General features: G+C 51.7%; 19 protein-coding genes and 1 other annotated feature. Of the genes, 4 read left to right on the forward strand and 15 right to left on the reverse strand.

The window, feature by feature from the left end; all coding sequences use genetic code 11:
* The first annotated feature begins 170 nt into the window (after positions 1 to 170).
* On the forward strand, positions 171 to 995 hold the full coding sequence (comA, locus tag K7P76_RS05805; RefSeq protein ID WP_232184203.1) for a phosphosulfolactate synthase: 825 nt from the start codon (positions 171 to 173) through the stop codon (positions 993 to 995).
* Positions 996 to 1084: 89 nt separating this feature from the next.
* Positions 1085 to 1543 carry a DUF441 domain-containing protein gene (locus K7P76_RS05810; RefSeq protein ID WP_232184205.1) on the forward strand — a complete coding sequence of 153 codons (459 nt, stop codon included), beginning with the start codon at positions 1085 to 1087 and terminating at the stop codon, positions 1541 to 1543.
* Between the two features lie 86 nt (positions 1544 to 1629).
* Here K7P76_RS05810 and K7P76_RS05815 read toward each other — a convergent pair whose 3' ends face one another.
* The 5 genes from K7P76_RS05815 to K7P76_RS05835 form a co-directional block, all read right to left on the reverse strand.
* The gene (locus tag K7P76_RS05815; RefSeq protein ID WP_232184206.1) at positions 1630 to 2883 is read right to left on the reverse strand and encodes an aspartate kinase; all 1254 of its coding nucleotides are present in this window, start codon (positions 2881 to 2883) and stop codon (positions 1630 to 1632) included.
* A 161-nt stretch (positions 2884 to 3044) separates the two neighbouring features.
* Complete coding sequence (gene efp, locus K7P76_RS05820; RefSeq protein WP_232184207.1) at positions 3045 to 3602, reverse strand: elongation factor P; 558 nt, start codon at positions 3600 to 3602, stop codon at positions 3045 to 3047.
* A gap of 35 nt (positions 3603 to 3637) precedes the next feature.
* Positions 3638 to 4711: a M24 family metallopeptidase gene (locus K7P76_RS05825; protein WP_232184208.1), complete on the reverse strand. Its 1074-nt coding sequence runs from the start codon at positions 4709 to 4711 to the stop codon at positions 3638 to 3640.
* 54 nt (positions 4712 to 4765) lie between these two features.
* Complete coding sequence (gene aroQ / locus K7P76_RS05830) at positions 4766 to 5209, reverse strand: type II 3-dehydroquinate dehydratase (RefSeq protein ID WP_232184209.1); 444 nt, start codon at positions 5207 to 5209, stop codon at positions 4766 to 4768.
* 163 nt (positions 5210 to 5372) lie between these two features.
* Complete coding sequence (locus tag K7P76_RS05835; RefSeq protein ID WP_232184210.1) at positions 5373 to 5915, reverse strand: YqhR family membrane protein; 543 nt, start codon at positions 5913 to 5915, stop codon at positions 5373 to 5375.
* Between the two features lie 186 nt (positions 5916 to 6101).
* On the opposite strand from K7P76_RS05835, the gene K7P76_RS05840 reads away from it, so the two are divergent.
* A complete protein-coding gene (locus tag K7P76_RS05840; protein WP_232184211.1) occupies positions 6102 to 7037 on the forward strand; it encodes a DUF1385 domain-containing protein in 936 nt (311 codons plus the stop codon).
* 14 nt (positions 7038 to 7051) lie between these two features.
* Positions 7052 to 7363: a hypothetical protein gene (locus tag K7P76_RS05845; RefSeq protein WP_232184212.1), complete on the forward strand. Its 312-nt coding sequence runs from the start codon at positions 7052 to 7054 to the stop codon at positions 7361 to 7363.
* A gap of 47 nt (positions 7364 to 7410) precedes the next feature.
* Here K7P76_RS05845 and K7P76_RS05850 read toward each other — a convergent pair whose 3' ends face one another.
* The 10 genes from K7P76_RS05850 to K7P76_RS05895 all read right to left on the reverse strand — a co-directional run bounded on the left by K7P76_RS05850 (position 7411) and on the right by K7P76_RS05895 (position 18838).
* Positions 7411 to 8361, reverse strand: a complete 951-nt coding sequence (locus K7P76_RS05850; protein ID WP_232184214.1) for a patatin-like phospholipase family protein — start codon at positions 8359 to 8361, stop codon at positions 7411 to 7413.
* 167 nt (positions 8362 to 8528) lie between these two features.
* Complete coding sequence (gene mntR / locus K7P76_RS05855; RefSeq protein WP_232184215.1) at positions 8529 to 8951, reverse strand: transcriptional regulator MntR; 423 nt, start codon at positions 8949 to 8951, stop codon at positions 8529 to 8531.
* A gap of 113 nt (positions 8952 to 9064) precedes the next feature.
* Positions 9065 to 9775, reverse strand: a complete 711-nt coding sequence (locus tag K7P76_RS05860; RefSeq protein ID WP_232184216.1) for a cytochrome c biogenesis CcdA family protein — start codon at positions 9773 to 9775, stop codon at positions 9065 to 9067.
* Positions 9776 to 9793: 18 nt separating this feature from the next.
* Complete coding sequence (locus K7P76_RS05865) at positions 9794 to 10597, reverse strand: metal ABC transporter permease (RefSeq protein ID WP_232184217.1); 804 nt, start codon at positions 10595 to 10597, stop codon at positions 9794 to 9796.
* Between the two features lie 6 nt (positions 10598 to 10603).
* Entirely contained in the window at positions 10604 to 11380 is a 777-nt protein-coding gene (locus K7P76_RS05870) for a metal ABC transporter ATP-binding protein (RefSeq protein ID WP_232184476.1), read from the reverse strand.
* A gap of 60 nt (positions 11381 to 11440) precedes the next feature.
* A complete protein-coding gene (locus K7P76_RS05875; RefSeq protein WP_232184218.1) occupies positions 11441 to 12406 on the reverse strand; it encodes a metal ABC transporter substrate-binding protein in 966 nt (321 codons plus the stop codon).
* 125 nt (positions 12407 to 12531) lie between these two features.
* Positions 12532 to 14562 carry a methionine--tRNA ligase gene (metG, locus tag K7P76_RS05880; RefSeq protein ID WP_232184219.1) on the reverse strand — a complete coding sequence of 677 codons (2031 nt, stop codon included), beginning with the start codon at positions 14560 to 14562 and terminating at the stop codon, positions 12532 to 12534.
* A gap of 45 nt (positions 14563 to 14607) precedes the next feature.
* Positions 14608 to 14865: a binding site (T-box leader), on the reverse strand.
* A gap of 67 nt (positions 14866 to 14932) precedes the next feature.
* Positions 14933 to 16111 (reverse strand): mannitol dehydrogenase family protein, encoded by a 1179-nt coding sequence (locus K7P76_RS05885; RefSeq protein ID WP_232184220.1) that lies wholly within the window; start codon positions 16109 to 16111, stop codon positions 14933 to 14935.
* Positions 16108 to 17292: a mannitol dehydrogenase family protein gene (locus K7P76_RS05890; RefSeq protein ID WP_232184221.1), complete on the reverse strand. Its 1185-nt coding sequence runs from the start codon at positions 17290 to 17292 to the stop codon at positions 16108 to 16110. Before K7P76_RS05890 ends, K7P76_RS05885 begins: the two co-directional genes overlap by 4 nt.
* A gap of 4 nt (positions 17293 to 17296) precedes the next feature.
* Positions 17297 to 18838: a xylulokinase gene (locus tag K7P76_RS05895; protein WP_232184222.1), complete on the reverse strand. Its 1542-nt coding sequence runs from the start codon at positions 18836 to 18838 to the stop codon at positions 17297 to 17299.
* Positions 18839 to 19002 lie beyond the last annotated feature (164 nt).

The following is a 19002-nucleotide window of genomic DNA, read 5'->3' on the forward strand; positions in this document are numbered from 1 at the left end:
TGAATTGCGCAATACCTGCGTTACTATACCTATGCGAGCTTAGCCGACAACTTGTCTCATGTGATAAGAACATTACTTGCTTTCGCGTTGAATTGGATCACCAATGATTGGGCGAACGCATATATTGGCTTGTGAAAATCCACCTTGTGACTAAGCGAGGAGAGTAAAAAATGGAAGTAACAGCGTCAAGATCCACATGGCCTCAGGCTTTGTGCGATCCAAGTGGACAAAGGCAAGCCAAGCCTCGCACGAAGGGCTGTACGATGGTCATCGACAAAGGCCTTGGTCAACATGCCTTCGCGGATTTGCTGTCCACGTCCGGTGAATACATCGACATCGTTAAATTCGGTTTCGGTACGTCCCCCTTGTACCCGCTGCCCGTTATCCGCAGTAAAATCGAATTGGCCATCAAACACGGAATTACGGTCATCCCGGGCGGAACTCTGCTTGAGGCGGCGGTGAGGCTCGATTTAGTTCCCGGCTTTTTCCGACAGGTTATGACGCTCGGATTTACCGGGATCGAAGTTTCCGACGGTACGATTAATCTTAACCGCTCGCTGCGCAGCGATCTCATTCGGGACGCGGCAAGCTTAGGACTTAAAGTGTACACGGAATATGGGAAAAAGCTGTTCGGCTCGCGAATCGACGTTGACGATTTTGCTTTAACGGCGGAGAAGGATTGGGAATGCGGAGCGGAGCTGGTTACTGTTGAGGCAAGGGAATCCGGCATAGGCGTCGGTTTGTTCGATGAGCACGGAGATTGCAGGGACGGAGATCTGTCGCATATTCTTGACGTGGTTCCGAATCTGGATCGCGTGTTATGGGAAGCCCCGCTTAAAGAACAGCAGGTTTCCTTGATCAAAGCGCTGGGAGCCGATGTTCACCTAGGGAATATCCCGGTGCAGGATGTCATAACGTTGGAAACGATGAGACGGGGATTACGCTCTGATACGTTCAATTTACAGAAGGTGCAAGTCTTGGATTACATGATCTAAGAAGGGTAATCGCCTCAAGCCTCGTGTTCTAAACGCGGGGCTTGTTCCATATCGTAAACCAACAATCCAATCAAGGGTGTGTCATCGTTATGTACGGAGAGTTGGTACTGGTTGCGCTTATCGTCATCGGGCTGCTTGGAAGATCGTCAATCATTACAACTGCCGCCTGTATACTATTAATCGTCAAGCTAACGCATCTCGAGCGCTATCTTCCGTCAATAGAACGCAGAGGAATCGAACTCGGACTGCTCTTCTTGACGTTAGCCGTCTTAGTTCCGTTCGCTTCCGGCCGGGTTCAGCCCAAAGACATTGTGGCCGCTTTTTCCGGTTGGACAGGCTGGGTCGCCCTCGCCGGCGGCGCAATAGGCGCCTATCTAAACAGTCGGGGCCTGGATACGCTTAAAATGGATCCTCAATTGATAGTCGGCATCGTGGTCGGTTCGATCGTAGGCGTTCTTTTGCTCCGCGGAATCCCCGTCGGCCCGCTAATGGCTGCCGGTATAACGGCGATTATTCTGAAACTTATTCAATTGCTTGTTGGAAAATAAATAGGGCGTGCGGAGATCAATAAAAAACTGCTCCCCAAGTCCGAAGACTCAAGGAACAGCTATGCATTAACTCTATCAAACTGATCTTATCTACGATCCTGAGGGCCGCCGACGAACGCGGTTTCGGCCGTATCCAACCCGTAGGCGGTATGAAGCGCGCGAACGACATCGTGTACCGGCTCGGCGGAGATGACGCATGAAACTTTGATTTCCGACGTACTCACCAGCTTGATGCTAACGCCGACGTTCGAGATCGCTTCGAACATTTTGGCGGCAACGCCAGGATTAGATACCATACCCGCACCTACGATCGATACTTTAACAAGTCCTTCTTCATAGGTTGTTTCGCGGTATGGCACTTCGTTTTTAATGCCGGCGAGAACATCGATAGCGCGTCCGCGATCGGCTAAAGATACCGTGAACGAAAAGTCAGCTTTGCCGTCCAGCACGCCGCTTTGCACGATAATATCCACGTCGATGCCCTGATTAGCGAGCGCCCCGAACATCTTAGCTAGCACGCCCGGCAAATCTTCAACGCCCAGCACGCTGATGCGGGCTACATTTTTATCAAAAGCGATTCCCCTTACGACTACGCCCTGTTCCATTTCCGCGTCCTCCCTCACCAACGTGCCTTCATTATGCGTAAAGCTTGAACGAACGACTAAATTTACTTTGTTATGTTTGGCGTACTCAACCGCGCGCGGATGAAGCACAGCAGCGCCTAGGTGCGCCAATTCCAACATTTCATCGTATGAAATGACATTCAGTTTTCTCGCGCATTTCACGATGCGGGGATCGGTGGAATAAATCCCGTCCACGTCCGTGTAAATTTCGCAAACGTCCGCTTTAATCGCCGCCGCCAGCGCAACTGCCGTCGTATCCGAACCGCCACGCCCAAGCGTCGTAATTTCTCCGCTTTCGGTCATCCCCTGGAATCCTGCAACAATAACGATGCTGCCCTGGTTCAACGCCGCGAACACCCTATCCGGCGATATATCGCTGATCCGTGCCTTGGCATGGACGTCTTCCGTCACGATTCCCGCCTGCCAACCCGTATAAGACTTAGCTTCGTGACCAAGCTTATGAATGGCCATCGACAAGAGCGCAACGGATATTTGTTCGCCCGTCGTTAGAAGCATATCCATTTCGCGGGAAGGCGGATTATCGTTTATCTCGTTTGCTTTGTCGATAAGATCGTCGGTAGTATCGCCCATTGCCGACACGACAACGACGACACGGTCCCCTTGCAGCTTTTTCTCGATTATCCGCTGCGCGACGCGACCCATTCGTTCTGTGGTGCCGACGGAACTTCCGCCGAATTTCATGACTATCAAAGACACCGGTTGTCACTCCCCAAGTAAAACCGCATTTTTCTAAACGTTCATAAGAACATCCGCATACAGCATTATATTATAGCACAAGTCTATTGGCCCAAAAATATAAAAATCCCCGCTTTCGCAAAATTTCGCGAAAAACGGGGATTTCATCAGCCAGCAAAAAACTAAGCGCGAGAAATATATTTACCTTCGCGCGTATCAATCGACAAGACATCGCCTTCGTTAATGAACAGCGGCACCTGTACGGAGAAGCCCGTTTCAAGCTTAGCGGCTTTCGTTGCGCCTGTTGCCGTGCTCCCTTTAATGCCTGGCTCAGCTTCGATAACTTTAAGATCGACGCTGTTCGGAATGTTGATCCCGATAATTTCTCCTTGATAACTGGAAATGTTAACCGTCATATTCTCGATAAGAAAATTGATTTCCCATTCCAATTGGCTTTTGTTCAGCTCGAACTGGTCATAGGTTTCATTGTCCATGAACGTGTAATCCGCACCCGAGTTGTACAGGTACTGAACCGCACGGTTCTCGACATGCGCCCGGACTACGTTCTCTCCCGCGCGGAACGTTTTCTCCACTACGTTGCCATTGCGGAGGTTTTTCAGCTTAGAGCGCACGAATGCCGCGCCCTTGCCTGGTTTAACATGCTGGAAGTCAAGTACGTTATATAGACCGCCTTCCACTTCGATCGTCAAGCCCGTCTTAAATTCGTTTACGGAAATCACTTAATAACTCCTCCTGTAGAGACATTGCTCCATAATTAGTCCAATACGATTAGCTGTTTGGGTGAGTTCGTTAATATTCGGATGCCCTTGTCGGTAATGACGATATCGTCCTCGATTCTTACTCCGCCAAAACCGGGAAGATAGATGCCGGGTTCAACCGTTACCGTCATTCCGGGTTCCAAAACGACGTCGCCCGTTAACGATAGCCGGGGCGCCTCATGAATTTCCATCCCGAGTCCGTGTCCCGTCCCATGACCGAAATATTCACCATAACCATACCTTGTGATGATATCCCTAGTCAAGGCATCCCCTTCTTTTCCCGTCATTCCGGGAACGAGATGGTCTAGGGCGTATTGCTGGGCTTCCTTCACGATTTCGTAGATTTCGCGATGCTTATCGCTCGGTTTGCCCACGACGACGGTGCGCGTAATATCCGAGCAATATCCTTTGTAATAGGCTCCGTAATCGAGCTTAACAAACTCATCGCGCCCGATGATCCGATCGCTGGCAACCCCGTGCGGCAATGCCGAGCGTTCTCCTGATGCGACAATCGTGTCGAAGGAGGAGCTTGCGGCGCCTTGGGAACGCATGAAAATTTCAAGCTCCAGCGCGATTGAACTTTCGGTCGCACCGGGTTTAATGTACCGCAATATATGAACAAAAGCCCTGTCCGCCAAGTCCGCAGCCTCTTGCATGATCGCAAGCTCGCCGTCATCCTTTATCATTCGCAGTTTCTCAACGATACCTTCCGAGGGTAACAGCTTGACGGGAGTCAAGGCTTTATCCATGGAGGAATAGGCTGCGAAGGTGACATTCCGTTCCTCAAACAACAAGACGTCGACGTTCCATTGCCGAAGCAGATCGGCAACCGTCGCATTTACGTCCGTTCCGTGTTCTACGATTTGAAATCCTTGCGCTTGTTGAGGCGCTTGCTCCCGGTAACGAAAATCCGTGATGAGCGCCGCCTTATCCGCAGTGATGAGAACAACGCCGGAAGACCCCGTAAAACCGGACAAATACCGCCTGTTAACCGGATGCGTAACGAGAAGCGCCTTCCCTTGGGTGGTGGCCAGTTGCTCGCGCAGACGGGTAATACGTTGATTAGGCATAGGTTTAAACCTCGCTTTCATGTAGAACGGCATTGAAGACCATGGATGATGACCCTATTTCTGCGATTGGATGTGACGGCACAACGCTTGAAGTCCGAGTTCGTAGCTAACCGGCCCGAATCCCGCGATCTGCCCGAGAGTAGCTGCCGCGGTTACCGATGTATGACGGAAAGCTTCCCTTTTATGAATATTGGACAAATGGATTTCGACTGCGGGAAGACCAACGGCCGACAACCCGTCCCGCAACGCATAGCTCGTATGGGTCAATGCTCCGGGATTGATAAGGATTCCGTCGTGTTTGCCGTAGGCTGCATGGATTTCGTCTAACAGCGCACCTTCATGGTTCGATTGGAAAAAATGCAATTCGACACCGAGAGACTTACCCAAAGCGGTAAGATTAGCTTCAATTTCCGCCAGCGTAACGGCCCCGTAAATGCCCGGCTCGCGAACGCCCAACATATTAAGGTTCGGTCCGTTAATTACCAAAATACTAAGCATGTCCGATTCTCCTCCCGCCTCCGGCTTCTTACCCAGACTGTTAAAATGGATCTTGACCGCAGGTAAAGTTCACCAGACATTGTAACATAAGCGGGACGCTCAGGAAACGGTTGTTTGCATGGTTGTTTGCATGGTCGAAGCGGAATAATGACGTTCTTCGATTTCAGGATGAGGTTTGCGGCTTTCCTCCCGCGGATTTCTTAGTCGGCTCGCGGCCGGCTTCGTTATGAAACTCGAAAGCAATGCTATACCCGATAAAAAGGCCCCACACGAGAAATAAACAACAATCAGTGGTTAAGCTGCTCCAACCGATTTGGTTAAGGGGAGGAACGGCTCCGATGACCGGACCTGCCCAAGCATAAAAGAGTCCCCACCATGCCGCACCGAAAAAAATTCCCGGCCAGGGCCCCTGAAGGCGCTTTAAGAGCAATACATATAGCAGCGCAGCCAGCATAGACATCCCGATAAACATGACTAAACCGGCCGTTTGCCAGTATAATCCTCCCAATACCTTTCTTTGAACGAAAGGGTCGAGTAGAAAAGCTTGCGATACCCGCGTGAAATTTAATCCCGTCTCCAGCCAACGAACCAATCCCCAAATAACGCCGGCGAAAAAACCGATTTTCAAGCTGAATAAAATGGGGTTCGTAGGTTGGGGATCATTATTGCTCCTTTGTCTGTTCGAGTCAGTCTGTGCGGAAGACATCTCATCCATCCTTATGCCGATTTGGAAAAACTGGGGGTTAGTATTTCCGTCGTGCACAAGAACTAATCATCGTCGAAATGAGCCGCTCCCTTCCCTGTGGCTTTCTACCCTTTAATCTAGTAAAATAAGAGTACTTGGGCGTCATGCATCGACACTCAGAGTTTCAAGCAAAGCAGGTGGCCAATTATGTCCGAACAACCGACCGCGATCTATGGCGGGCAGGCTGTAATAGAAGGCGTCATGTTCGCAGGCAAGCATGTTCACGTAACCGCCGTGAGACGCAAAGATCAGCAGATTACTTTCTACGAAGTTCCTAAGAAACCGTCCAATTTCCTGCAAAAAGTGAAGAAAATCCCGTTCATCCGCGGAATAGTCGGGATCGTTGAATCAGCCGCCAAAGGCTCGCAGCATTTAACTTATTCCGCCGAAGCATACGCCGAGGACGAATCCGGCCCGGAAGAGGCCGCTAAACCGAAGCAAAAGGAACGCTGGAATTTGACGATGGTGCTTGGCGTTGCGCTCGTCGGCGTGCTCTCATTCGTCGTCGGAAAACTTATTTTTACTTTAGTACCCGCTTTCGTGGAAAGTTTGATCTTTGGACAAGCATTCGAGAATAAGATATTGCACAACCTACTCGAAGGCGCTATCAAAATCGTGTTCCTGCTCTGTTATCTCTGGTTTATATCCCAGACTCCTTTAATTAAGAGGCTTTTCCAATACCATGGCGCGGAGCACAAGGTCATTAGCGCATTCGAAGCAGGATCCGACCTGACCGTTGCCGACGTACAGAAATACAGCAGGCTTCATTACAGGTGCGGCAGCAGCTTTATTATTTTCACGGTGCTCGTTGGTGTCATCATCTATTCGTTCTTCACTTGGGACACAATGGGAGAAAGAATCGTTCAGCGTATCCTTCTGCTGCCGGTCGTTCTTGGCGTTTCTTACGAGGTGCTTAGATGGACGAACGCTTTGCGGGATATTCCGGTATTGAAGTGGCTTGGCGCCCCTGGATTGTGGCTGCAGCTGCTGACGACCAAAGAACCGAACGATGATCAAGTCGCCGTATCCATCGCTTCTTTTAATCGGATGAGGGAATTGGATCGGCAAGTCAATCCATCCTAATTGGGAGGAATAATATGCGAAGCAGAATCCAGCCTTGGTTTGCCGTCGTATTGGTGTTCATGGCCATCGGTTTGGCTAGTCGCTTGTACTCCGGATCTGCTCAGTCGTTGATCATTCCGCTAGTACTGGTTGCCATCGTATACGTGCTGTATAAGTTCCCGCCAACAAAGTGGCGCAATCCGCCCCAGCGCGGGCGCACTTCAACTCGCGGCCCGCGGCCCGACTTTCGCCGCACGAGCGCGAAGACGGACAAACGCCGCACTTCGCCGTTTACGGTCATTGAAGGACGCAAAAACAAAGATGACGAGCCTCCTCGTTATCACTAACAGAACCGCCTCGTTGGCAGGATGAATACCTGCTGCCGAGGCGGTTTTTATTTCGCAGTATTATTAATCGATACTTTGAGAGTGCCCAGCTTGCGATCCCAGCTTTGAAAAAACTTCTGCCCTGCCGCTAATCCCGATTCATACAGATCTTTGTTCAATTGCGGAGATAAATTAAACTGGGTACTGCTGACTCCAAGCGCGGGAATCTTGATCGTCCGGATAAGGTTATGTTTCTCGATATATCGCTCGTCATGCGCGCTGAGCATTGTATCGAACATCGCCTGGAACATCGTAATCGGCCCGCCGATCGGATGAGGCTGCGCCTCCGTGCGTCCGACCATCTGAAAACCGATAACCGGCATAGGCGCCCCTTCAAGCATATCGTCCTCGAACAACCACAAAGGAAAGTTGCTTAATAAGCCCCCGTCTACGATGTAAGAAAATTTCGTCTTCACGGCATTTTTCTTGCGTTCCTTCAGCGGCTGCTTCAGGATGACAGGATCGAAGAAGTAGGGGATGCTCGTGCTCATGCGGATCGCGCGGGCAATCGATAATTGGTGAGGCGCTATCCCATAATGCGTAATATCTTGCGGCAGGACGAGCAGTCGTCCATTCGTAATGTCCGAAGCGATAATTCGCAGTTTGTTGGCCGGTAAATCGCCGAAGTACCTAATTCCCTTAGCGATTAACAAACCGTCGATCCATCGTTCCAGCGCATCGCCGGAATATAATCCTTTGCGCAGCAATAAGCGGATTGCCGGTCCGATAACTTTGATGTTGAAAAACGGACTTCTCTTAAGAAGCGTTCGGAAAGGCGTCTTCTCGATGACTTCCTTCAACTCCGTTGCCGAGTAGCCCGCCGCAATAAGCGCAGCGACGATACTCCCCGAAGAAGTACCCGCAACCCGGTTAAAGACAACTCCGCAAACCTCGGCAGCACGCACCGCGCCAGTAAGCGATATGCCTTTAACGCCTCCGCCCTCGAACACCGCATTCACTGGAGTCGTCTGTACAGAAATCGCCTCCGTTCACCCGATTGCTTGCATCCGCACTCACTTACATCCATATGCCTGCTCCTATGGTGATATCACCATTAAAAAAAGCCGCCGCTCCCCAGATTTCTCTGCAGGAACAGCAGCTTCGTTTATTTACATTCGTTGGCTATTCAGTCATTGTCCATCTCGGCTCGAATTTTGCTTAATTCCTCGCCGCGCAATGGATCGCGATTGAAATACTCCACAAGCGTTTCGATGCATGTAATGGAATCCCAGCTAAGATGATGCTCGATTCCTTCCACGTCACCATAAATCTTATCTTCCTGAACCCCGATGATGTTCAGAAAGGTTTCCAACAGATGATGCCGGTCCACAAGCCTCTTGCCCATCTTCTTGCCCTTGTTCGTGAGGACGAGTCCGCGGTATTTTTCATAAATCAAGTAATTGTCCTTATCCAGCTTCTGTATCATCTTCGTAACCGATGAGGGATGCACTTCCAGCCCTTCGGCGATATCGGAGACCCGGGCGTATCCCTTCTCGTCAATCAACCGATAAATCCGTTCCAAATAATCTTCCATGCTTGGGGTTGGCAACGCAAATCCCCCTTTCCTTGAATATCATACACTGCGGCGAGGGGGCGGGGCAAGTCCCGATCTGCCAAATAGAATCGGGATAACCGCAATAAAATCGAATATTTCACGTGACACTAAAATTTCAGCCACTCCGGCGTAATGCTCTGCAGCCATATCGTGATGGAGGTCATTCTGTCCGTAAACAGCAATACCCCCATGAGGATCATTATCGCGCCGCCGATCTTCATGAGCGCGTTCGAATATTTCAGAATCCAGCGGGTCGAGCCTAGGAAAAAGGCAAGTACGAAAAACGGAACCGCGAATCCGAGCGAATAAGCGGTCGTTAATCCAACCCACGTCCCGGGATGACTCGCGGCAAGCAGCAAAATGGAGCCTAATATCGGGCCTACGCAAGGAGACCATCCAGCCGCAAAACCAACGCCGAATACGAACGAACCGAGGTATCCTGCCGGCTTCCACTTGAGATTCATTTTCCTCTCCTTCATGAGGAGTTGAGGCTGAAAGATTCCCATAAGGAAAAGCCCCATCAATACGATAAATATCGCCGATATTTTGCGTATCGAGTCTTGATGATCACGGAATGCGTCCGAGAAAGCATTGGCGCCATAGGCAAGCGTAAAGAAAACGGCCGAAAAACCGAGAATGAAGAAAAACGTATGGCTCATCGTCTTGAAACGCATGCTTCTGCTCGTATCCGTCTTGATTTGATTTACGGAAACGCCAGTTATGTAAGATAAATACGCGGGATATAATGGCAAGCAGCAAGGGGAAATAAAAGAGGCAAGCCCTGCCGCGAAAGCGATTCCCACGTTAACGTCCGTCATGATGGTTCCTCCTTAAGGCTAGGCCCGCCTAATTTGTGTTCCCAGGATGGATACGGCAAGTATGCCGATTAGCAGCAGTACGATCGTCCCGCCGGGAGCTAGATTCCATATCCCGGCCATCCATAAACCGGCTAGGACGGCTGCCTCCCCGATCACGACCACAAGGATGACGGCTTGCTTGAAGCTGCGAGACAGCGTTAGGCTGCAAGCGGCCGGAATCGTGAGCAAAGCGGAAACGAGCAAAGCCCCCACGATCTTAATGGATGCGCTGATGACCAACGCCGTCAAGATGCTAAGCATGATGTTGAAATATTTAACGGGCAAACCGCTTACCGCGGCCGCATCCTCGTCAAAGGTAAGCAGGAAAAGCTCTTTCTTATTTATAAGCACCATTGTCAATACGATGACCGTTACTCCTGCAATGACCGCTAAATCCGTGGAGTCGAGCGTATAGATGCTGCCGAATAAATACGAGCTTACATTGAGATTAAAGCCTTTTCCCATCGTAAACAACAAGGATGCGAGCGCAATACCGCCCGACATAATAATGGCAATCGATAATTCGGCATAAGTGCGGTATGTGCGACGCAGGACCTCGATGGCGAAGGATGCGAGTATGGCAAAGACGAGTCCGACCGCAACCGGGTACACGTTGATTAGAAATCCGAGAGCGACTCCGGCAATGCTGACATGCGCCAGCGTATCGCCAATCATCGCAAGCCGCCTGAGCACGAGAAACAGCCCCATTAGCGGGGCAGTTACCGCAATCAAAGCGCCCCCGATTAGAGCCCTCTGGAAAAATTCAGCCGTTAAAATATCCAACCTCAACTAACCTTCTTTCCGCAAGGAGTGCAGCAAATCCGTTCCATCGCAATCTTCCAAATCGTGCGAGTGGCGAACGTAGAACGAGAGCTTGCCGCATTTTTCTTTGGGCTCCTGCCCCAGATACGAACGAACCATATCCATGTCGTGGGAAACCATCAGAAAAGTAATGTTGTGCCGTTGGTGCATATGCTTGATCAGATGGAAAAAGCTTTGCTGCGTCTCGATATCGATACCGGACAAAGGTTCATCCAGTATAAGCAGCTTCGGATTATTAATAAGCGCGCGGGCAAGGAATACGCGTTGCTGCTGACCGCCTGACAGCGCCCCGATTCTTTTGTCGCCCAGATCCTGAATTTTGAGCGCCCCAAGCGCATCCTCGCACCGGCTTACGTCTTCTTTGGACAGCCGCTTAAACAGCTTCTTGCGGCCATACAGCCCGGACAATACGACTTCCCTCACCGTCGCCGGGAAAAGGGGGTTGAAATGGTTTCTTTGCGGGACGTAACCGATATGATTCCAATCCTTGAACTGTCCGGAGGGAATTCCGAACAAGGAAATCGCCCCTTGCTGCGGACGAATCAATCCAACGATCATCCGCAGCAAGGTCGTTTTTCCGGCTCCGTTGGACCCGATTAAACCGACGAAATCGCGTTCCTTGATCGTAAAAGAGACATCGGAGAGAATAGTCTGGGAATCGACGGAAAAAGATATGTTGTCCAATCTGATGATCTCTTGATGGCATCCTGGCTGCTGCTGCGACTGCAGCAAACCCGCGTTCATACTCATGGAGGGCACCTCCTCTTTCTAAGCTCCCGTAGGTATCAATCCTTCTATGTTAGTTCACTGCAGTGCCTTCTGCAAGTTTTCCAAATTGCGCTCCATTAATGTGATATACGTTTCCCCTGCTTTCTCCTGCTCCGGGGTCAAACCTTCCAACGGATTAAGCACAAGCGTATCCACGTGCGCTTCACTGGCGAGCGTGTCGGCCAATTGTTCGGAAACGAGCTCTTCGAAGAAAATATATGGGATCTTGTGCTCTTTTACGAATTTCGCGATATCCAGCAGATCCTGAGATCTCGGCTCCGCCTCGGGAGACAAGCCCATGATCGCAATCTGGTTCAGTTTATAGTCGCGGCACAAATAACCGAACGCTTGGTGGGATACGACGATATCGCGCCGCTCGTATCCGGATAATTGTTGCGTGAATTTGGCGTCCAGCTGTTTCAAACGGTGTTCAAGATCCGCATATCGCGTATCGTATTCCTTCCCGTTTGCTGGATCGGCTTTGACGAACGCATCGCGGATATTGGCCGCCATCACGATAGCCGAGCGCGGACTAACCCACGTGTGGGGATCCACGTCAAGATCGGAATGACCGGGCTTCGCCTCGCCAGCGTGACCTTCTTCGGGATTTCCTTGGATCAACTGAATTCCTTTACTTGCTTCAACCGTCATTACTTTGCTGTCGGAGCCTAAGCCATGAAGAAAATCGTCGACCCAGCCCTCTAGGCCGGCACCGTTATATAGAAACAATTGCGCTTTGGACACGGCATCCAAATCCCGGCTTTTCGGCGTCCAATCGTGCGGTTCTACCCCGGCAGCTATTAAATTGACGACGTGGACGCGATCCCCGCCGATCTCTTTGGCAAAATAATAGAGCGGATAGAAACTCGTTACAACGTTAATCTTACCGTCTGCTTGTTCGGTCTTACCGCTGCCGCCGCTTCCGCATCCGGATAATAACGCCGCAATCGATAAGCATATGCTAAATAGGAATAGTTTCGATCGTCTCGATGAGCTAGTCATGTTAAATCCCCTTAATCGTAATCATTATTATTAACTTAACCGATTATATCCCCCTCACCTTGCACTGTCAACAAAAAGACCCTGCCTTAACGAACAGGGCGGGTCTTCTGCTAACAGTGTAAGCTTTACTTCACGATCGCGCCGTTCGGCATGTTATCCGGCACGGTCGCTAACGTCAATTGTTCGCCCTGCGATGCGGCGAGAACCATTCCTTGCGACATTTCTCCGCGCAGCTTAACCGGCTTCAAATTCGTCACGCAAATGACTTTGCGGCCGATCAATTCATCCGGCTTATAAAACTTGGCAATGCCGGATACGACTTGCCGAACCTCAAATCCAAGGTCCAGCTGCAGCTTGAGCAATTTGTCCGCTTTCGGAATCGGCTCGCAAGCGATAACTTGGGCAACCCGCAATTCTACCTTCGCGAACTCGTCGATCGAAATTTCAAGCGCAAGCTCGGGGGCAGCATCCGTTGCGGCATCCGTTGCGGCAGCCGCCGTATCCACAACCGGTTCGGTTTGTGCAGGTGCTGCCTTGCCTCCGCCCATCGATTCAACGATCCATGCCACCTCGTCCGCCATCTCAAGGCGCGGGAAGATCGGGTCGCCTTTGCTGATGTTCGTTCCGGCTAGCTTGTCGCCAAATGTCTTCAAGCTTTCCCAAGCCGTCAATTCGCCTTCTTGGAGTCCAAGCTGCGCCCAGATGCGACTCGGCGTGTGCGTAAGGAAAGGTTGAATAAGAATCGATACGAATCGCAAACTTTCCGCTAAATGCCCCATTACCGATGCCAATGCAGCCCTGTTCTCTTCCTCTTTCGCAAGTGCCCAAGGCTTCGTTTCGTCAATATATTTGTTCGTACGCCCGACCAAAGCCCAGATTGCGCCTAAGGCAACGGAAAACTCCATTTTCTCAAGCGCCGACTCAACCTTCTCGACCGTCGACAGCGCCATTTCTTCCAATTCGCCGTCGAACTCCGTTAGTCCGCTCTCGAATTCAGGCACGGTTCCATCGAAATATTTGTCGATCATCGCGATCGTTCTATTCAGCAGATTGCCGAGGTCATTCGCTAGATCATAGTTGATTCGCTCCACGAAGCCCTCGGGCGTAAATGCTCCGTCCGCGCCAAAAGGCACTTCACGCAGAAGGTAATAACGAACGGCATCCAAACCGAAGTGCTCGATCAGCTTAACGGGATCGACGACGTTGCCTTTGGACTTGGACATTTTGCCATCCTTCATCAGCAGCCATCCGTGTGCGAATACCTTCTCCGGCAAAGGCAGTCCGAGCGCCATCATCATAATCGGCCAATAGATCGTATGAAAACGAACGATTTCTTTGCTCATCAGATGGACGCTTGCCGGCCAATATTGCCGGTACAGCTCATCCTCATCCGTACCGTAGCCAAGCGCCGTAATATAGTTGGAAAGCGCATCGATCCAAACGTATATGACGTGTTTAGGATCGCCCGGCACTGGAATCCCCCAATTAAACGTCGTCCGCGATACCGCCAAATCCTCAAGGCCCGGTTTGATGAAGTTGTTTATCATTTCCGTTTTGCGCGATTCCGGTTGAATAAAGTCGGGGTGCTCCTCGTAGTACGCAAGAAGTCTGTCGGCGTACTTGCTCATCCGGAAAAAATACGATTCTTCTTTGACAAGCTCGACAGGGTGTCCGCTGTCCGGGCTCTTGCCTCCGACGACCTCGCCCTTCTCGTTGCGCACGACATCCGTTAATTGCGTCTCCGTATAGAAGGTCTCGTCCGAAATGCTGTACCAGCCTTCGTATTCCCCTTTATAGATATCGCCCTGCTCGAGCAACTGAGTGAAAATTCTTTGGACCACTTTGGTGTGACGCGGCTCCGTCGTGCGGATGAAATCGTCGTTCGTGATTTCCAGCTTGCGCCATAATTCCTTGATTCCCACCACGATGTCGTCTACGAATTGCTGCGGCGTTTTGCCTGATTCCTGCGCTTTGCGTTCGATCTTCTGGCCGTGCTCATCCGTTCCCGTCAAATAACGCACGCTATACCCGCGCAGCCGTTTGTAACGAGCCATCGCATCCCCGGCTACCGTCGTGTAAGCATGACCGATGTGCAGCTTGTCGCTTGGATAATAAATCGGCGTTGTAATGTAGAAGGATTTGTTCGCTTCCGTCATATTTTCCATCTCCTTAATCTTTTTAAAGACAAAAAACTCCCGTCCGTATGGGACGAGAGTTGTTACTCACGCGGTACCACCCAATTTTCCCCCGCAATCGCGATTGCAGAGGCTCATTAAGACTTATCCGTTAACGCCGGAAACGCGTCATCCCCTTACAGGCGTTCGCTTTGTAAGCCGCTGCCTTGCTCGAAGACGATTCCTCCGGGACCATTTTCCAAAGCTGCCCTATACCGGTTCCCAGCTGCTCCGGCTCTCTGTGATAGGCGCGTATCTTCGTACTTATCCCTTCCATGGAAAAACTCGATATGTGCTATTTGCCAAAATATAACCGACTTGCTTCACCGATGTCAAGCCTGAAGGCCGCCATTCAAAGAAAAGACTTCAGCTCTTCAGGATGACTATGTTCTCGTTTTAAGCGCACGTAATAAGCGACGATTCGCTCGATCGCCGGATCGCCCGACTCCATTCCCCCGATTTCCCGCAAGCAGGCGGCTGGCCCGGCTTCCCGCAAGCGCCTCCTCAACTCGGCTTCCCGCGTCTCCCCATACCATAGCGCGGCTGCGCTGACGAGACAAAGCGGTGCCGTCTCCCCGCCAGCCTCCCTAACGAGACGAAGCGGTGCCATCAGACGTTCGTCCGGACCCAACTTCCGGATCACGTCCCTGGCGTTCCGGTCGATGTCGTCGCGAATATCGGGATTGCGAAACTTGGACAGCGCTTGTTCGGCAAAAAGCATCTGTTCTGGTAAAGGAATGTCCAGCTTTAGCGAAAGCGCTGAGTTCAAAGGACCCAACGTCCGATCCAGCACGACGGTAATATCGGGGTCATTCGCGGCTTCCGAATAACTTGAATAATCTTTCCAGACTCCTAAGTAAGCTATGCATGCGCTGATGCAGTTGTAAGTATAAATTTTGCGTGTAAGCAGCTCCCGCATGCGCGGCTCCGCGACCATGCCCGAAAGCAGCAATGACGAGGGCAATCGAAGGGAGTCTACCGGCAGCTTGTCAAAGCTTTCCGACAATATATCGAGCCTTGTGCCGGGAAGATCAACCGTCGAGCAGAATACCGCCGCTTCCGCCACTCTAACCGCATCCTGTGGAATTCCCGCTTCTCGGCAAGCGATTTCGAGCGTTTCTCCAGGCCGAACGCCGTTCTCACAAGTTAAGACGTGCAACGGTTTCATTCTCGGCATATGCAAAATACGCGCGATATCCGTTGCCACTCTCCCTAAGTTTTGTTCCCCTACCGCCGTTATCATCAAATCGGCTTTCGCAATCAGATCAGCAGCACCGTCGCTTCCAGCCACCGCAGCATCCTTCAGCTCAATCCAGACCGGAGAGCGTTCCCCCCCGAAAAAATGGACTCCGTATTTCAAGTCCTCCCGCAGGTAACGCACGAGCAACTCGTTCGCGTCTATAAAGAATAAGTCCACAGCCGAACCTGACAACAAACGTGCGGCGAACCCGCGTCCCGTTCTTCCGGCTCCGATCACTACGACGTTAAGAATACGGATACCATCCGTCGGTAAACCGCCCTTTCGTGTCATTTCAACCAGCCCTTCCGCTTCAAATCGGCTATTCCTTCTTTCACTAGCGCAGCGAGCGGGTCTTCGGCTGGCAAACCGCAAACATGGTAGAGGATGGAGTCAATGCCTTCCTCCGTCAATCTTCGCTTCAGCTCCGGAGCGGAGGGATCATCGGGATTGCCGGACTCGTAATAAATAGCCGCCGCAATCGCTGTCGCTAAAGAAACCGGCTGTACGCCGTAATTCATGCAAAGGCGGGCTGAGCCGACCAACCGATCGTCTTGGCCTAGCTTTCGTATCGGGTCGCGAGCATTTCGCTCGACGTAATCGATGATGCTCCTGTCCTGCAGTTTCCTTCTGGAGGAATCCGCGAAAGCGAGCTGCTCCGTTTCCAAGATGCCGTATTTGCGGGCGAGCGCTTTACCCGTTTCCCGATACACTCCGTCCAGAATACGGACGATTTCCGGATCCGAGGCCGCTTCGGCGATGAGGCGGTGGCCCCGCAAGCATCCGAGGTAGGAAACCGTACCGTTCGCTGCGTTGTAAGTGTAAAACTTCCGTTCGAGAAAGCCTGCAAATCCGTCGATGTAGCGGACACCAGGAATAGATGGCGGCGTTCCCCTGAAACGCTCCCGGTCTACCGGAAGCTCCCAGTAATCCTGAACGTATACGCCGAGCGGATCCTCCGCAGCTTGTTCCGGCGTCGGCTCCACGGCCGAACGCATGACGACGGCTTCGGTCACGCCGATCTGATCATCGAACCGTCGAGCCGCCTCCGCCGGCAAAACGGAACGTATCGCCTCCCTTAAGCTTAGGGCAGGCTCTTTCCAATTTTCGCACGTAACGAGCGTAAGCGGACGTGTCCAGTTCGGATCCTCGAACAATCGTCCGAACGCGTCCCCCAACGTCAGCCCAAGCGCTGTTAGATGTTTGCCCCCCACGGATGTGAACGCGACATCCGCGCCTCGCAGCGCCTTCGCCACCTTATCCGTATCTTGAAGCTGCAGACATTCGTAATCGCTTATTATTGCGTTTTTGTCCGATGCCCCCATGACATGAACCCGGTATTTTTGTTGTTTGTTCATTAACTGTACGAGACTTGGATTGACTTCTACGAACGTCACTTCGTATCCGCCGGCTTGCAGCAAGTGAGCCACAAAACCTCGCGCAATTTTGCCTGCTCCGAAGATAACTCCTTTCATAGATTTACGACACCCCTTCGTCTCGGCGATTCGCCGATTTCTGATACAGCTCGACAAGCGACAAATACAGTTCGGTAAACAATCCGTACGACTCGTCATATAACGCCTTGAATTGAGGCCGGGGCGTATACTCCTCACCTGTCCGCACCATTCGCGTTCCCGCCTCCTCCAAGGATCCGTACCACCCGAGGCCGTATGCGGCAAGTACGGCGGCACCGAGACAACCGGCTTCGGTCGTCTGGGTGCGGGATACCGGAACGCCGAGAATATCGGCTTTGATTTGATTCCATAGCCCTAGCTTGCTTGCGCCCCCCGCCGTTACCAGAACGCTTGGCACATAGGGAAGCCTTTCCAATATGGAACGAAGAGCAAAGCCGACCCCTTCCAAAACTGCCCGGGCTAAATGAGGGCGACGATGGGAGAAGTGCAGACCGAAAAATACGCCGCGCGCGTGCGGATTCCACCAGGGGGCCCGCTCTCCGTTCAAGTAGGGAAGAAAGATCAAGCCGTCCGCACCTGCTTCGATGGCGGCAGCCTGTTCCGCGATTTGTCCGAAATCGATGGCGACTCCTGGTTTACCGCCTCGGCACGCTATCTGTTCGGCGTACCATTTGAACGCGTGTCCGCCGGATGACGTCACGCCGTATACGGTTTGGTAACCTTGAAGAAAAGGAATTTTGTTAATGCCGTGATGAGGGGACAAGACGCCTGACGAGTCTCTGGTTAGCAGTCCAATATGCTCGGAAGTGCCGGTAATATCGAAGCCAAAGCCTTTCCGGGTCCAGTCGACGGTACCGAGAATCGCCGCATTAAGATCGTTCCACCCGAGCATCACCGGGAGGCCGCGAGCGAGTCCCAACAGCTCCGAAGCTTCAACCGTTAAAGTGCCGGCCGTTTGGTGCGGTTCACCGACAGGGGGAATCAATTCCCTAGACACGCCGGCCCAGGCCAATAAAACATCGGCGGGCTCCCCGGTTTGCTGATGCACAGCCCCCCTTGCACTCGACAAGTCCGTCATCCATTCCCCGGTCATTTTCCATAGCACCCACTCCTTCGGCTGTACCATATAGCGGGCTAGCTCGACCTCGGCGGGACGGTATCGGCTCAGCCAACTCAGCTTCGGAATGGGCCACGAAGAACCGGGAGGAAGCTCCGCGCCCAAGTGGAAAAATAACTGCTCCGGCGTAAACGATTGTTTCATCCGCTCCGCCTGATCATTGGCGCGGGAGTCCATCCAGGTTATAATTCGCGTCAAAGGCCGGTTATCCGTTCCTACCAGAAAATGAGAGGAAATTTGCGAGCTAAGAGAAATCGCGGCAATTCGGCCTTTGCCCGAATATCGGGCCAATGCCCGGCCTACCGCTTCACAAACGCCCTGCCATATTTCATCCGGCTCCTGCTCCGCAAACGTCTGTCCTTCCGCGAAATAAACCGGATACTCACCGGAGCCTGAAGCCATTTCTCTTCCCGAACCGTCAATGACGACCGCTTTGCACGAAGAAGACCCGATATCCAAAGTCAATATGCTGCGATCGGACATTTTCATGGATTACATTCTCCTTCGGTAACTGATAATATAAGATGATATCATGAAATATGATAACTGGCAATTATCTGTTTACCCCATTGTTTCGGAAGGTCTGATTCTATTGTTGTAACTGGTATTATGAGATGATATGATAAGAAAAGAGAATGAACTAGGAGGCATCA

It is taken from the genome of Cohnella silvisoli (assembly GCF_021190915.1).
Lineage (GTDB): Bacteria > Bacillota > Bacilli > Paenibacillales > Paenibacillaceae > Cohnella > Cohnella silvisoli.

Coding starts and splice junctions, on each gene's coding strand:
- comA (WP_232184203.1), top strand. CDS start 171: ATGGAAGTAACAGCGTCAAGATCCACATGGCCTCAGGCTTTGTGCGAT.
- K7P76_RS05895 (WP_232184222.1), bottom strand. CDS start 18,838: ATGAAAATGTCCGATCGCAGCATATTGACTTTGGATATCGGGTCTTCT.
- metG (WP_232184219.1), bottom strand. CDS start 14,562: ATGACGGAAGCGAACAAATCCTTCTACATTACAACGCCGATTTATTAT.
- K7P76_RS05870 (WP_232184476.1), bottom strand. CDS start 11,380: ATGAACGCGGGTTTGCTGCAGTCGCAGCAGCAGCCAGGATGCCATCAA.
- K7P76_RS05875 (WP_232184218.1), bottom strand. CDS start 12,406: ATGACTAGCTCATCGAGACGATCGAAACTATTCCTATTTAGCATATGC.
- K7P76_RS05845 (WP_232184212.1), top strand. CDS start 7,052: ATGCGAAGCAGAATCCAGCCTTGGTTTGCCGTCGTATTGGTGTTCATG.
- K7P76_RS05885 (WP_232184220.1), bottom strand. CDS start 16,111: ATGACACGAAAGGGCGGTTTACCGACGGATGGTATCCGTATTCTTAAC.
- K7P76_RS05825 (WP_232184208.1), bottom strand. CDS start 4,711: ATGCCTAATCAACGTATTACCCGTCTGCGCGAGCAACTGGCCACCACC.
- aroQ (WP_232184209.1), bottom strand. CDS start 5,209: ATGCTTAGTATTTTGGTAATTAACGGACCGAACCTTAATATGTTGGGC.
- K7P76_RS05835 (WP_232184210.1), bottom strand. CDS start 5,915: ATGTCTTCCGCACAGACTGACTCGAACAGACAAAGGAGCAATAATGAT.
- K7P76_RS05840 (WP_232184211.1), top strand. CDS start 6,102: ATGTCCGAACAACCGACCGCGATCTATGGCGGGCAGGCTGTAATAGAA.
- K7P76_RS05890 (WP_232184221.1), bottom strand. CDS start 17,292: ATGAAAGGAGTTATCTTCGGAGCAGGCAAAATTGCGCGAGGTTTTGTG.
- K7P76_RS05810 (WP_232184205.1), top strand. CDS start 1,085: ATGTACGGAGAGTTGGTACTGGTTGCGCTTATCGTCATCGGGCTGCTT.
- K7P76_RS05860 (WP_232184216.1), bottom strand. CDS start 9,775: ATGACGGACGTTAACGTGGGAATCGCTTTCGCGGCAGGGCTTGCCTCT.